Source organism: Elusimicrobiota bacterium, assembly GCA_028718185.1.
Taxonomy (GTDB): Bacteria; Elusimicrobiota; UBA8919; order UBA8919; family UBA8919; genus JAQUMH01.
This window is the reverse complement of the sequence record JAQUMH010000008.1, coordinates 62,087-75,647: the sequence shown is the minus strand read 5'-3', so window position 1 is coordinate 75,647 and position 13,561 is coordinate 62,087. Positions and strand designations below refer to the sequence as shown.

The window sequence follows — 13,561 nt, the reverse complement described above, 5'->3', positions numbered from 1 at the left end:
CAGTGGAATTAGACAAACATGAAAAAAGTTTATTATCTTATATTATTTATGTTCTGTTTAACTTTTGTTAATGCAGTTGAATTAACTAAAATCTTTCTTGTTTCATCCGTAAATGACAACATCGCTACACAATTACCAAAATATGTTTTAAAAAATGAAAAGATAAATTTATACTGCATTGTAGAAATAAATTCTAATCAGAAAATAACTTATTTTACATCAGCAAAAAACATAAAAATTGATGAAAAAACAATCTCATTATCAGACATAAAAAAGTGGGATGAAAATGAGTTAGGCAAAATTGAAATTCAATGGTATAAAGTTGAACCGTATATGATACATAACAAATTAGGCAGTAACGACCCTGAAATCCCGCAATTTGATTATTATGCTAATGCACATTTACCGTTTTGCTCTAAAAATAGAGGTTGGATTGGCTATGATACGATTGAATACAAAGAGACGGAGTTAGTTAAATTCAAAAATCAATGGCAGATAAATGTAGATGCGCATCCGACAGCTAAAGAATATGACATAAATGACGGTATGGGTGTTATGCGCTACAAAGTGTCAATTAAATATTTTGATGAAACCAATAAAGAAAAAATTATTTCAACACCAGGAAAAGAAAGTACGAATTATTACGGGATAAAACCAGATGTGCATAAAATCTTCTTCAGATATGATAACAGCTATTTGGGATGGATGAGTTCATATTTTAATGTTCCGGGAGTATTCGGTTCAACTGAGATTCAAGTTAAAGAATATACCGGTATTGATTGTGCCGACCTTGTTGTTGCTTCTTATAATAAATCTACCGATAAAAATATCCCTCTCACAAATGTTAGTGGTTTAACGGGTTTACTTAAAAAAGTTGTCGGCAATATTTATTTATTCCCTGATGGGAATTTATATGATTCAACAGGTGAAAATAAAAAACCCGTAAAAATTGACTTTGGAGGAAAAATTAAACCTGGAGATGTTATATTTTTTGATTATCCGGAAGGTGATAATATGTATGGTTATTGGGATCATGTGGGAGTGATTTATAAAGATTCCGGTGAGAATGGTATTCCTGATAATATATTAAATAACTATGATCTAATAATGCATGCAGGCTTTGCTGAGCCGCACTTAAGCTTATTAAATGACCAAGGTTTTGTTGCAGATAATCCAACCAAAGTAATGATTATGCGATGGTAGTATCTGTGTAACCACCTTTTACAATCTGTGTAATCATGCGACGAAGTCGCTTATTTTAAGCCTGAATATTTCATCCAGGATTGTGCGATTAATGCGTGTCCTGCCAGTGTTGGGTGTACTCCGTCTCCTGCCCAGTAGTTTGGAGATTGCAACTTGCACGCTTTCTGAAAAATCTTGTCCAATGGTATTAATATTGCGTTGTATTCCTTAGCAAGTTTGCGGACTATTTTTATTTTAGGATTTAAATCTTCCCGCCATAATTTCAGATCATCAGTACAATGCAGGACAAACGGTTCGCACATAATTAATTTTACGCTTAATTTTGCTAAAACATTATCCAGTAAAATACGATATTCTTTTTCAAACTGCTCAGCAGATGTCGGATCGTTTTCTGAATACCGTCTCCATGTATCATTGATACCTATTAAAATGGAGAGCCAGTCGGGTTTTAAATCTATGCAATCCTTATCCCAGCGGTCAACTAAATCTTTTGTTCTATGCCCGCTTATTCCGCGATTTATAAATTTTAAATTATACTGCGGATATTTTGCCATTAACCACGCTGAAGTAAACATTGCATACCCGCCACCCAGACTGCTGCCATTCTCCTTATTCCTGCTACAATCTGTAATACTGTCACCCTGAAAAAGAATTGTCTCGTTCTCCTTAAAAAATACTTTTTCCATAACTTTACCTCCTTTTTTATTTTCACAAGTTAAGCAAAGCTTCGCTTTGCAGCTACAAACCAATTGATATTGTAGCCGCAGAACGTTAGCTCTGCTAAACATTGAAATTCCTATACATCAAGTTAATGCCGACCAAGGTCGGCAACTACATATAAATTGTAGTGGCAGAGCTTGCTCTGCCTAATTCTTTATTTTGTCAATCTATTTTATTTTGACGGTACCTTAAATATTGTTCCAAAAGAATTTATTAACCCGCCGGAATAATATTTTGTTCCTTTTGGGTCTTTATTTGTTTCCTTTCTTAATTGCATATTTATTTTTTCTTTGTTTGAATAATGCGGGTTGGCAAGTGAAAAGATTACGCCTCTTTTAGTTGAACTATGTATAAATGTTATAGTTCCTTTACCATCCACTTTTTCAACAATTCCTACATGGGTAAGAGTATCGTCAACTTTTCCATTGCCGTTTCTATCATAAGTATTATCAAAAAACACTAAGTCACCTTTGTTCGGTTTTACATTTTTATTATATATTCTATTTTGTGCTTTTAATACATGCCAAATTCTGACAACATTACTTGCTCCTGAAATTTTCGATATTCTTTCTTCAAGTTCTGTAATCCCCGCCATTGTATAGGCTGCGCGGACAAAACCTGAACAGTCTATTATATAAGGAATTTTTTCATCTTTTACCGGGTCGTAAATTTTCATTTTTTCTTCATATGAAGGGTCTTTACTTTTTATTTTGTATGCACATCTCAATATTTCTTTTCTCGCAAATCCTTCTTCTTTTCTATACCAAAATTTATCTTTACTATAATTAATAGAAGCACACCCCAAAAAGAAATTAATAAAAAATATAAAATAAAAATATTTTGAAATGTTTTTCATATATCCTTAAACCAACTCAACTTTCCCCGACTGAAAAATCTGGTTTTGAGCGATTTAGATGTTTTTAGCTTAAAAAATCGTTAGAAAATTGCTATGTTTGACGAGCAAAGCGAGGAGTTTAGCAATTTTAGATTTTTTAAGCGTTAAGAAAACATCGTCTAGCGAAAAACCAGTTTTTCAATAACTTTACCCTTTTACCACACCCAATGGTTTCATTTTTGCAACTTTTTTTGAGATTCCTGCCTTATGGCAAACATCAACAACTAAATTTACATCTTTATATGCAGTTGGCGCTTCTTCTGCAAGCGTTTTCCACTCTTTTGCCTGGACCACAATTCCTTCACCTTCAAGTTGTTTGGCAAGTTCGTTCCCGCGAAGACCTCTTAACGCCTGTGTTCTTGACATTACCCTGCCGGCACCGTGACAGGTGCTTCCCCAGGTTTCTTTTAGTGCCTGTTCAGTCCCGACAAGAACATAGCTTGCAGTTCCCATAGTCCCCGGAATTAAAACAGGTATGCCCGGAAATGAGCAAGTCGCTCCCTTTCTATGAATAAATATTTTTTTACCAAAGTGTTCTTCAAATTTTCCTATATTATGGGCGACGTCATAGACAGTTTCAAGTCCTAAATCATTCGGCGATTTTGAAAGGATTTTCATAAATGTTTCTCTAATCCAGTGAGTAATTATCTGCCTGTTTGCAAATGCGTAATTTGCCGCAGACGCCATTGCAGAAAAATATTTTTTGCCTTCATCTGACAGAACAGGAGCGCAGGCAAGCTGTTTGTCCGGAAGGTTTATCCCGTATTTTCTCGCTGCACTAAGCATTACCTTAATATAATCATCGCAAACCTGGTAACCCAGACCACGGCTGCCCGTGTGAATCATAATTGTAATCTGCCCCAAGAAAATCCCGAGTTTTTGGGAGATACTTTCATCATAAACTTCAACAACTTCCTGAATTTCCAGAAAATGGTTCCCCGCACCAAGTGTTCCAAGCTGTTCCTGTCCCCTTTCTATCGCACGTTTAGAAACATTGGAAGAATCCGCGCCATTAAGCATTCCTTTTTCTTCAATGCTTTCCAAATCACTCTTTTCACCAAACCCTTTATCAGTCGCCCACTTAGCACCTTTCTCCAAAACACTTTTAACTTCCTGTGTTGATAAATTCAACTTACCCGTTGAACCAACACCTGACGGAATATTTGTAAAAAACCCAGCCACCAGATTTTTTATATGTTTACTAATATCTTTTTTAGAAAGGTTTGTCCGCAGTAACCTGACGCCGCAATTTGAAACTACAAAATTGTTTGCTATAAAATTATGGTGATGGTGAGAAACCGTAAAGTCATAAACATAATCGTTAAATTTTATTTCTTCTTTACTCATAATTTTATCCCAAACCATGCCGGATGTTCCTAACCCTGAAGTTTTCTGTTTAACAAATTCATCAAATTCGTAAAATTTGAAAGCAACTCTCGGACTGCCTTTTCTACCTTCGTAAACTGATCTTTCAATAAACCTAAAATTGACAAATTCTCTGTCATTTTGCTCAAGCATATCATAAATGTTCCCGGCACTTAAACCCTGTTTTTTTAAACTTAAAGCATATTGTGCTATCTTTTCACGCTTAATAACAAGTTTTTCTTTTTCCTGTAAATAATTTACGGCAACATTTGCTAAAAACTGTCTTTTTTGATTATACTCAAACCCAATTTTACTATAAAGATTTATTAAAGTTTTATATTGGTTTGATAACTGTAACCTAAATCTATGGGATTTTTTCTTTTCTTTGCCTATGTATTCCATCCTACAAGAAATTGTATTAGTTTCAACATCAAATTCGTTAAGTAGTTCAGCAATTTGTTCTAAAAATGTCCTTCCACTATCAAGATAATTCTCATTTTTATTCATTGAAACCGTAGGCAAATAAAAATTATAACCATGTTTAGTCAGTGTTTTTGGACTCGACATTTCAGCGCCAAAAAATGCTGCCAAAAAAAGTCTTTTTTGCCATAAAGTCGCTTTAAATATCCACTCAGGCACCGAATAATTTTGTAATGTCTTATTCCCAACCGGTGTACCAAGAAGAATTAAAAGAATAGCCAGACTGCTTGACCTTGACATACAGCAACTTTCTATTGTTTGAAAACTATATTCTTTATAGAGCGTTTTAATTTTGTGGTTCCTCTGCCTCTGGTAAACTTTTGAACATTCATACCCAAAAACAAAAATATCATCTCTGATTTTTTCAAGATTTTCCTTTTCACCATAGAAAGATGTTACACCTTTACCAGTTTTTCCAACAAAATGGATGTTACCATCACCAAAAACATAACCCATAATCTTTAAAAGATATGGAAGTTGCGGCGAATTATATTTTAATGGCAATAAATTCCGCTTTTTCAATTGGTTCATTACCTGTTTTATTGTATTTCCACGCACTTTGCAAAGTTCTAACAGTTTTCTTTCTACATCTTTTTCATCAACAATTATATCGTCTGAAGGTTTTTCGTAAGTAACACCTTTAAAATTGTAAACTGCTACTTCTTTATCCTCTTTAAGATTAGAGACAGGAATCATTCCGTCTTCGGTATAAAATGGATGATCTTCCGTTGCAATTATTTCCAAACCTGATTTGGTTTTTATTTTATAAACTCTGTTTTTTGGTTTGAATTTTAGGAATTTTTCAATATTCGTCGTTAAAGAAGTGTCTTTATTGAAATCTATACAAACAATTTTTTCTTTCTGCCATATCTGCTCATAATCCTTGATTCTTAATGTAAAACCCAACTCATGTAAAACTTTTGTATCACCCGAAAGACAATTTATGTCGTAACCAATCCCACCAGGAGAAATTACACCATCATTGAGACTAAACGCTGCAACACCGCCGATAGGGAAACCATAACCCCAGTGGATATCAGGCATAGCAAGTGATTTTCCAAGTATTCCCGGTAGTGCAGCAACATTCGCAACCTGCTGGGTAGCATTGTCATTACAAATGTTAGAAACCATTTTCTCAGAAGCAAAAATAAGCCCCTCGGTATTCATGGCCCCTGTTTTCTCAATCTTCCACCTGTAATCATCAACCTTTTTTAAAGGACACTGTGTCATAGATATGTTTTTACTCTTACAATATTAAAACAAACCGTCTACGTTTTTTCCGTTCTTACTTTTTCATAATAAATTATTATTCCAACAATTTAAAAGTAGTAATTATTTTACTAAACACTTCTTGTTCTTTTTCTTGTGAAATAACTCCAGGTAATTTTAGATATTCTTCATGATTACCACATATAGATTTAACTTCGGGGATCATTTGTCTTTTAATATGTAAAGTATTTTTTGAATTCAAAATAAAATAATAATTATAAGTTCCACAACCTTCACATTGAGATGTTATCTGGTAACCTTTTAATGAGCCAATACTAATATCATCAATAAAACCTGGTTCATTATATAACATATCATCTTTAAAGTATTTTGCGACAAATTGCAATTCTTTTTCAGAAACTGCTTCTTTTAAATTTTTATGAACGACTTCAATAGTAACATCAAAATCCGTGAACTCATTTACCATTGGCTGATCATCGCTTTCGTCACAAAAATCATAATGTTTATAAGGAATTGCGTGAATTAATTTTATTTTTGTGCCATCTTCTATAAGTTTTATAATTTTATCGGGATATTTTAATTCAATTCTATTTTTTTTATTTTTATAACTTTCCCAATTTACTAAAACATTGTCGTCGTTCTTTATTTTGTCTTTGGTAGTAGATGCTTTATATTGTTTTTTAGTTTTTTGATATTTACTTTCTCCAAATGTTAAGGTAGATATACTTAACGTAAAAAACATTCCTAAACTTAATATTACAATTGTTATTTTTTTCATATATTATTCAAGACTTGTTAAGATAAAATGGCAAAATTATTTCATGTTTTTAGTGTAAGATTATTATTGAAAACTGGAGAAGCCCGAATACCAGAATAGTCCCCATATTATCTAATTATCTATGTCCCTTATTCCCGCCCCCGTTTTCTCAATCTCTCACCTGTAATCATCAACCTTTTTTAAAGGACACTGTGTCATAGATATAATTTACGCTAACTATATTAAACCAGAACCATTCCTGTTTTTTAAATACCTTTTTCCTCGAATCCTTGAACTTTCATATTAAGAAATCGCTTTAGACATACGTCAGGGGTTGCGACAATTACATTCTCAATCTCTTCGTTAATCTCTTTAGCCTTTTTTTTATCCCCTGCTATATTAAATAATTGCGAAGCCTTCTTAAAATGTTTGAAACAATTATCTGCATCCCCAATAATTTGGAAATAGCGTGCCTGCCAAAGCGCAATCAATGGATCAGCAGGTAAAAGAGTATTTGCTTTATCCAGCAACTCTCCTGCTGTCCACCAGTCACCTGCTAAAAATTTACGCCGGGCAAGGGTTTTATAGTATTCTCCTTTCCCTTTAGGTGAGAATCTAATTAAAAATGCTAAAATTATACCTCCAATCCAACCGCCCATGTGAGCATAAATACCAACCTTATTATTTAGTAATTCTGATTTTGTAAGACTAGTGGCTACCATAACATTTATAATAAACATTTGAAAAAGCATGATTAAAAAAGAAAGATGCCATTCAAAAGGAATGGTTTGTTTGCCAGTACTTAATGACGCCCAAGTTGAAAATCTAAAAAATATTATTGGTTTTTCAAAACCATAAAGTTGATATGTCGAGGAACATAAAACTATTGCCAGACCACCTAATCCGGAAATTGCGCCTGAAGCGCCTAATGCATATTCTTCAACTCCGCGAGCAGCAATATAATGATAAATCACTTCACTATAAGCGCCAATAACACCGAAAATTATGTATGCTTCCACATAATTTACCGGCTTAAATCTTTTTTCAACCACAGATCCTATTACATACAAAGCCAACATATTACTTAGCAAGTGTTCTATATTAGCATGCAAAAAGATAGAGGAAATTATAGATAGAATTGATGGGTTATTGAGGTTAACAGCAAAACCTTTAATCAAATATATGGATAAATTTGATGTTAATAAATAAATTACCACATTTACACAAATAATCAAAATAGTTATAATAGGCATGATGAAATTGAAAATTGTAATTGAATTATGACTCTACCAAGTTGTTTTTATATTAAATATTATGAGAATAAAATCCTTATTTTTTATTTTATCTGGGCGAAAAGTACTACGTAATTTTTACCGTATGCTTTGGCACATTTCGGGCAAGTGGTGTATGAAAAATACAGTTTTTTTAATTCTTTTCCTTTGGCTTTGACTTGTTCCGTCATTTCTTTTGCCCACTTACCGGCATTCTGGTACGGTCCCTCAAAGACTTTTGTTAGAAATGTTCCCGAAAGTGCTGCCATCTTCGCACCGGGAACTTCTTTGTTAACATCAATATAAATATCCGCACCCCAAAGAGATTTTTCATCAGTTAACATTAACTGGTGCGGCGCTTTGGCATTTGCTTTGTCAATCAGTCCAAGATTTTTGACGATTTTATTTCCCATATTCAGGGGAATATGCAGAAAACTGGTAACATGGTCTTTTACAAAAACTTTATCTTTCCATGTGATTTCTTTGTCCTGCCACGGTTCAGGATTAAACGGCTCACAGCATCCGGTTGGTTTTACTGTCTGGCTGTTCATATTTTCCTCCTTTTTCGGGTAAAAAACTAAGGACGTCCCCGTTTTTATTTTATTACGAATTCGTTTGAATAAATTGAATGTTTTTCACAACTTTTTTGCAGGGTAGTGTAATGACAATCCGTCCAGTAAATAAATTTAATTCTGTATCGCCCTTTGCCTGTAAAAACCCGCCAGGAACGATGGTTTTTAACTAATATTGTCTGGTCCCAGTCAAAATATTTCCTTTCTTTAGGTTGAAAGTACATCATGAACGAATCAATTTTTACATTCATCCTTTTGCTGACCAGTAATGGTTCCCATGAGTTACCTGAAACATTCTTTTTCTCAATAAATACGCTGTCCCAACCCAGCCAAGGGTAGAAAGTCATTTCTTTTTTGAGTTCATTGGATACAATAATATTAATAGTTTCTTCTTGTCTGTAATACACCTTATCCGTTTTAATTATCGGGTTATCCTCCGCTTTCTTTTTGGATTTACACCCACCCACGCAAATTACACTTAAAACCAGTAATAATATTATTCTTCGTTTCATATTTTCACCCTAAAGTTTGAAAAGAAAATCTTGTATTATCATTTCAAAAATACTTCTATAAAAATTGTTCGAAAATGAGGGAACCAAATTTACGCCACCATAACCAGAACCATTCCCGATGTCCCTTACCAATTAACACTAACCTGTGCTGACAATATAGCAAAATATGTATTGTTGTATTTATTTTTAACGCGTAACAAATACTGGTAATCTAATCCAAATTGAAATGTTCTAAGAGCATAAATGTTGAAACCAATATTGGTAGTTGGAACAAATCCACTATAAGTCTTAGAATTACTACCGACAATTAAATCATTTATTTTATCTGTTGTAGCAATTGTTATTTCATTGTAAGTTATTCCTAACCCAACATATGGTGAAAAATTTGTATCATTAAAAAAATGATATTTACATAATATTGGATAAGAATAAAATATTTTTTCAGAATATTGATTACTCCATCCGCCATTTGTATCTTCAAAGTAACCCAATCCAACTCTAAAACCTAATCCAGATATTCCTTTATACTCATAATAACCTGCTCCTCCTTCACCACCTGCACTACCACCTGCCAAACTAAACATTGAGCCACCTGGAAATCCATACAATAAACCAGTTCCACCTATTTCACATGTTTTCATTCTATTCCCAGTATATTTTAACACATCATCTTTACTTGGTATTTTTTTGTTATACCTTCTCATTATTTTTCCAACCGAAGTAGTTTGCGAAACAGCTGTTATCGCGATTTTTGCAATTTTTTCATTCTCTTTATTATATACGTTGTACAACTGTCTGCTTCTAATACCATCTTCTTTTCCTTTATCTAAAGTTACCTCTTTACTATAATAACTATAATTTTGAACTTTTGCTATTTCATTAGGAGTTTCTTTTGCAAAATACGAACTAATACCAGAATAAAAAATCATAATCAATACTAACATTCCTATCATATCATTATTTTTCCAAAAATATTATTAAAACTAAAGAAGTCAAAGCGGTAGAATTGTTCTCATTATATTTTTTACTTTTTTTTTCTTATTATTTTTGTTGATCTATCCAGTCAAGAAGTTTATTTTCAAACTTACCGTCAAACATCTGGACACCGTGCTGGCTATTTTTACCTTCTAAAAAGGCATATTTTATATTGTTTCCATTGGCAATTTCTACCAATCTGCCGGAACTCTCATAAGCATACTTATCCAATGGGGACGCCGCAAACAAAATAGGTCTTTTTCCATATTCTTTCATAGCAAGTGCAGTCAATAATTCGGCATAATTCAATCCTGGTGATAGCAGGACTACAAACGGGATAAACTTATGGTTCGCTGAATATATAAGTGCGGCATTCGCTCCCAAACTTGCACCTATTAAAGCGATTGAGTCCTTTTTAATATTTCTTTTTTTGGTTAAATAATTTACTGCAACATCTACATCACCGATTATCTTGCTCCACTGAGAATCGGGACCGGGCATACCGAAATTTTGATAACTGATTTCCCCGCCGGATTCTGTTTTGGTGCTTTCACCGTGACCGCGAATATCAACTGCTAAATATCCATACCCGCGTTTAGATAATTTATCTGCAAAACCAAACCACTCGGACTTGCCGCTTCCAAGCCCATGTAAAAGTATAAATGTGAGTTTATTCCGGTCACCCGGTGAAACAAATTTCCCAACAAGCACAACCCCGTCTTTAGTTATCATCTCCGATTTCGGCTCGGAATCAGAAATTGGTTTTGAACAAGAAACAAGGGAAACAAAAAGAAAAGTTATTATAAAACCACCTTCAGTTTTAAATTTCATTTTTATAAACTCCTATTTACAGCAATTCAGAATTCAACCTCAAATGCAAGGCGACCGAAATCTTCGTAATTATTATCGAGTCCTGCAGAGTAACCTACTTTCGCTGTAACACCTTTTTGAAGTGCAAACCATACCTGTGGGATTAGCGATCCGGCATGGTCCTGTGTATCGTAGTGTAACTCCGTTCCAATTCGGACTAGTTCTGTCCAGTTATATCGTATACCGGCGGCAATGAGAAAGGCCGGAGTGCCAACATTGAAGCGAAGCTCCTCTGACATATTTAAAGTAAAATTGAGTTTTTCGCGAAAATCCTTAGAAAGTACTACCCGTGGCTCAATACCTGAGGTTATGTCTCCGGTCTTGTTTCGCTCCCAATTCAGCTCTCCAGATATTGCAATGTCTACGGGAAGAGCATTCTCTTCCGCGAAACGGTAGCGTGATTCGATTCTGCCTCCATCGAATGTCGTCGCATCTCCGATTGCACTCTTAATAGTACCCCTGCCATCTACCATCCAGTGGTCAGTGATTCCCCACTCAACCGCTGCGTGGTGACGAAGAAAGTTGTTTGCGTTTTGACGGTTATTACCGTAGTCAAACCAGTATTCGGTCTCCACCTCAGCTCTCTCAAGGGTTAGATATACAAGTGTCTCATCCAGATAGTCGTCTCGATGGGCATATGCCTTGTCAACTGATAATATTAATAATAAGAGAACAACTCCACGCACCCATCTTGGCTTACAGGATACATTCCACATGATATTAGCTCCTCATATTCGTTTCTTTTCAATTTATATATTAAATTACTCATTCCTCTTAAAACCAATAATAATATTATCGCTCATTCAAAAATATAAAAAAGAGATTTTACTTTTGTCCGCCGTATACTGCAAAATTAAATTGTTTCCAAATGGCATCAACATCTTTAAAACCTGTTTTGTTTAACAGTTCAAGTTCAGTAATCAGCTTGCATGGTCTATCTTCCTGTTTATGTTTTAAAAATATAGCTTTAATTTGCTGCTCATTCCAATTGCGGCGTAAGAATTCTTCCCATCTGGACAAATACATTTTTTGCAGATGCGGATTTGAGCCGAGTACAAAGTCTGCAGTATAAAAAACTCCATTTTGTTTAAGCGAATTATAAATTTTCTTGTAAAATTTATATTTATCTTTTTCTTCAATGTGATGTAAAACAAGCGATGAAATTATAACGTCATATTTTGGAGAATAATCAAACTTCGTGATATCTACGCACCAATATTTCACATTTTTATATTTTTTTAGCTTGTTTTTAGCCATTTCGAGCATACTCTTGGCAATATCTACACAAGTAACATTAGCATTAGGGTATCTTTTTAACAGTGCTTTCGTAATATTTCCGGTCCCGCAACCCAAGTCTACAACATTTATTCTGCTATTTTTCTCAAAAGGAATCGCGGACACTAATATATCTACGACATCTATATAATGAGGTGCAACCTTAAAGAACATCTTATCAAATTCCTTTGCCTCTTTCTCAAAATGTTCTTTTATCTGTTTTATTCTTGTTCCTGAGTTTGCCATTGTCATGCCTCTATATATGTAATATTCGTGTCACTATTTACTGTTTGTTATTGTGTGCGTGGTTTTTAAACGCCTATCGTTAAATTTTCTTGCCTCTTCTTTCACCTAAAATAAAAACCCATACGATAATCAAGGGAAGTAAGAGAGGCAACAAAAACGGAAACAAAACAACGGAAAGAATGACACCGACCAACACGATGAAACCTAAAAACAATAGACTTGCCCCAGCCAAGACAAATGTCAGCAAAATCGCCACACAAAATAGAACCACTATGGCAACAAGAAGACCCCAGGCACTTACAACTGCTTTCATTGGACTAGAAAGCTCTTGCCCGTTCACCACTACTGAGACATTACTCGATTGGATGAGTCCCCAAACCAGCAAGCCAAACAATAAAATACAGAGTACCATTACAACTTTCTTCATTTGTCCCCCTTTCATTAGAATATTTACGACACGACCTTAATAAACTGGCTTGGGAAGATAACATTTGTTTTTTATTCCCAATTCCCATTAAAGATTTTTGTTGAATTATATAGAAATTAAAATATCAGAACTGTCCCAGTTACATTTTATTTATTGGAATAGAATGAAATAATTAATACCAATACAACAAGGAAACTATATGAAATAAGGTTTGTTCGCAATGTAGCGTTTCTAATAAGTGATTTTTCAAAATCCTTCATCATTTGTTTTGCTACGGTATATTTTAAAAACCATGAAGCGAAAAAACATTGAATAAGTGAAACAAGGACAGTGATAGGAACTATCCCACAAGAAGAAAACTGTTCAGGTTCAAGCGTCGCAGTTCCAAAAGTGAAAAAAAATATCTTACTCAAAAAATTTGATGAATTTAAGTTTATGTGAAGCATTTCTAATGGAACGGCAATCAAAATTGCAAGTCCAAGTAAGATTATAAAAACGATAGGAATACTAAGAAGCGCTGAAACAAGATTTGCAAGACTCATTATTTTTAGCGAACGCCAAAATAAAATATTGATAAAGTGACGAAATGCCCAAGATTCAATAAAAATTATCGGTATTAAACTTAAAATCATGCTAGGCATTATAATGGTTATCATTGGAATCCCATCACTAGCTGATGCCGAGGCAGTAAAATTAAAAACTATACTGGAAGTTAGGAAAGAAACATATAAAAGAGTGGTCTTATTTATTTTCATATTTTAAA

At 34.0% G+C, this 13,561-nt stretch carries 14 protein-coding genes; 1 reads left to right on the top strand and 13 read right to left on the bottom strand.

The genetic code is table 11. The annotated features are described in order from the left end of the window. Positions 1–18: 18 nt before the first annotated feature. Complete coding sequence (locus PHE88_09930; GenBank protein ID MDD5688134.1) at positions 19–1,203, top strand: hypothetical protein; 1,185 nt, start codon at positions 19–21, stop codon at positions 1,201–1,203. A gap of 50 nt (positions 1,204–1,253) precedes the next feature. On the opposite strand, the gene PHE88_09925 is transcribed toward PHE88_09930, so the two are convergent. The 13 genes from PHE88_09925 to PHE88_09865 all read right to left on the bottom strand — a co-directional run bounded on the left by PHE88_09925 (position 1,254) and on the right by PHE88_09865 (position 13,553). Continuing rightward, complete coding sequence (locus PHE88_09925; GenBank protein ID MDD5688133.1) at positions 1,254–1,889, bottom strand: SGNH/GDSL hydrolase family protein; 636 nt, start codon at positions 1,887–1,889, stop codon at positions 1,254–1,256. A 206-nt stretch (positions 1,890–2,095) separates the two neighbouring features. Next, positions 2,096–2,779 carry a CHAP domain-containing protein gene (locus tag PHE88_09920; protein MDD5688132.1) on the bottom strand — a complete coding sequence of 228 codons (684 nt, stop codon included), beginning with the start codon at positions 2,777–2,779 and terminating at the stop codon, positions 2,096–2,098. Positions 2,780–2,965: 186 nt separating this feature from the next. Beyond that, on the bottom strand, positions 2,966–5,893 hold the full coding sequence (locus tag PHE88_09915; protein ID MDD5688131.1) for an intein-containing RctB family protein: 2,928 nt from the start codon (positions 5,891–5,893) through the stop codon (positions 2,966–2,968). 76 nt (positions 5,894–5,969) lie between these two features. Next, complete coding sequence (locus tag PHE88_09910) at positions 5,970–6,671, bottom strand: hypothetical protein (protein ID MDD5688130.1); 702 nt, start codon at positions 6,669–6,671, stop codon at positions 5,970–5,972. A 245-nt stretch (positions 6,672–6,916) separates the two neighbouring features. Next, positions 6,917–7,828: a rhomboid family intramembrane serine protease gene (locus tag PHE88_09905; protein MDD5688129.1), complete on the bottom strand. Its 912-nt coding sequence runs from the start codon at positions 7,826–7,828 to the stop codon at positions 6,917–6,919. Between the two features lie 158 nt (positions 7,829–7,986). Beyond that, complete coding sequence (locus PHE88_09900) at positions 7,987–8,472, bottom strand: hypothetical protein (protein MDD5688128.1); 486 nt, start codon at positions 8,470–8,472, stop codon at positions 7,987–7,989. Between the two features lie 44 nt (positions 8,473–8,516). Next, positions 8,517–9,005 carry a hypothetical protein gene (locus PHE88_09895; protein ID MDD5688127.1) on the bottom strand — a complete coding sequence of 163 codons (489 nt, stop codon included), beginning with the start codon at positions 9,003–9,005 and terminating at the stop codon, positions 8,517–8,519. Positions 9,006–9,130: 125 nt separating this feature from the next. After that, a complete protein-coding gene (locus PHE88_09890) occupies positions 9,131–9,934 on the bottom strand; it encodes an outer membrane beta-barrel protein (GenBank protein MDD5688126.1) in 804 nt (267 codons plus the stop codon). Positions 9,935–10,046: 112 nt separating this feature from the next. Then, complete coding sequence (locus tag PHE88_09885) at positions 10,047–10,811, bottom strand: alpha/beta fold hydrolase (protein ID MDD5688125.1); 765 nt, start codon at positions 10,809–10,811, stop codon at positions 10,047–10,049. Positions 10,812–10,837: 26 nt separating this feature from the next. After that, positions 10,838–11,566, bottom strand: coding sequence for a hypothetical protein (locus PHE88_09880; GenBank protein MDD5688124.1), 729 nt, complete (start codon positions 11,564–11,566; stop codon positions 10,838–10,840). 109 nt (positions 11,567–11,675) lie between these two features. Continuing rightward, a complete protein-coding gene (locus PHE88_09875) occupies positions 11,676–12,371 on the bottom strand; it encodes a class I SAM-dependent methyltransferase (protein ID MDD5688123.1) in 696 nt (231 codons plus the stop codon). A 79-nt stretch (positions 12,372–12,450) separates the two neighbouring features. Then, complete coding sequence (locus PHE88_09870) at positions 12,451–12,798, bottom strand: hypothetical protein (protein MDD5688122.1); 348 nt, start codon at positions 12,796–12,798, stop codon at positions 12,451–12,453. A gap of 146 nt (positions 12,799–12,944) precedes the next feature. Further along, positions 12,945–13,553 carry a hypothetical protein gene (locus PHE88_09865; GenBank protein MDD5688121.1) on the bottom strand — a complete coding sequence of 203 codons (609 nt, stop codon included), beginning with the start codon at positions 13,551–13,553 and terminating at the stop codon, positions 12,945–12,947. Positions 13,554–13,561 lie beyond the last annotated feature (8 nt).

What these genes read in the sequence shown, in the direction of transcription:
- PHE88_09900 (MDD5688128.1), bottom strand. Translation starts at nt 8,472, where the DNA reads ATGAACAGCCAGACAGTAAAACCAACCGGATGCTGTGAGCCGTTTAAT.
- PHE88_09885 (MDD5688125.1), bottom strand. Translation starts at nt 10,811, where the DNA reads ATGAAATTTAAAACTGAAGGTGGTTTTATAATAACTTTTCTTTTTGTT.
- PHE88_09880 (MDD5688124.1), bottom strand. Translation starts at nt 11,566, where the DNA reads ATGTGGAATGTATCCTGTAAGCCAAGATGGGTGCGTGGAGTTGTTCTC.
- PHE88_09930 (MDD5688134.1), top strand. Translation starts at nt 19, where the DNA reads ATGAAAAAAGTTTATTATCTTATATTATTTATGTTCTGTTTAACTTTT.
- PHE88_09870 (MDD5688122.1), bottom strand. Translation starts at nt 12,798, where the DNA reads ATGAAGAAAGTTGTAATGGTACTCTGTATTTTATTGTTTGGCTTGCTG.
- PHE88_09895 (MDD5688127.1), bottom strand. Translation starts at nt 9,005, where the DNA reads ATGAAACGAAGAATAATATTATTACTGGTTTTAAGTGTAATTTGCGTG.
- PHE88_09910 (MDD5688130.1), bottom strand. Translation starts at nt 6,671, where the DNA reads ATGAAAAAAATAACAATTGTAATATTAAGTTTAGGAATGTTTTTTACG.
- PHE88_09925 (MDD5688133.1), bottom strand. Translation starts at nt 1,889, where the DNA reads ATGGAAAAAGTATTTTTTAAGGAGAACGAGACAATTCTTTTTCAGGGT.
- PHE88_09890 (MDD5688126.1), bottom strand. Translation starts at nt 9,934, where the DNA reads ATGATTTTTTATTCTGGTATTAGTTCGTATTTTGCAAAAGAAACTCCT.
- PHE88_09920 (MDD5688132.1), bottom strand. Translation starts at nt 2,779, where the DNA reads ATGAAAAACATTTCAAAATATTTTTATTTTATATTTTTTATTAATTTC.
- PHE88_09865 (MDD5688121.1), bottom strand. Translation starts at nt 13,553, where the DNA reads ATGAAAATAAATAAGACCACTCTTTTATATGTTTCTTTCCTAACTTCC.
- PHE88_09875 (MDD5688123.1), bottom strand. Translation starts at nt 12,371, where the DNA reads ATGGCAAACTCAGGAACAAGAATAAAACAGATAAAAGAACATTTTGAG.
- PHE88_09915 (MDD5688131.1), bottom strand. Translation starts at nt 5,893, where the DNA reads ATGACACAGTGTCCTTTAAAAAAGGTTGATGATTACAGGTGGAAGATT.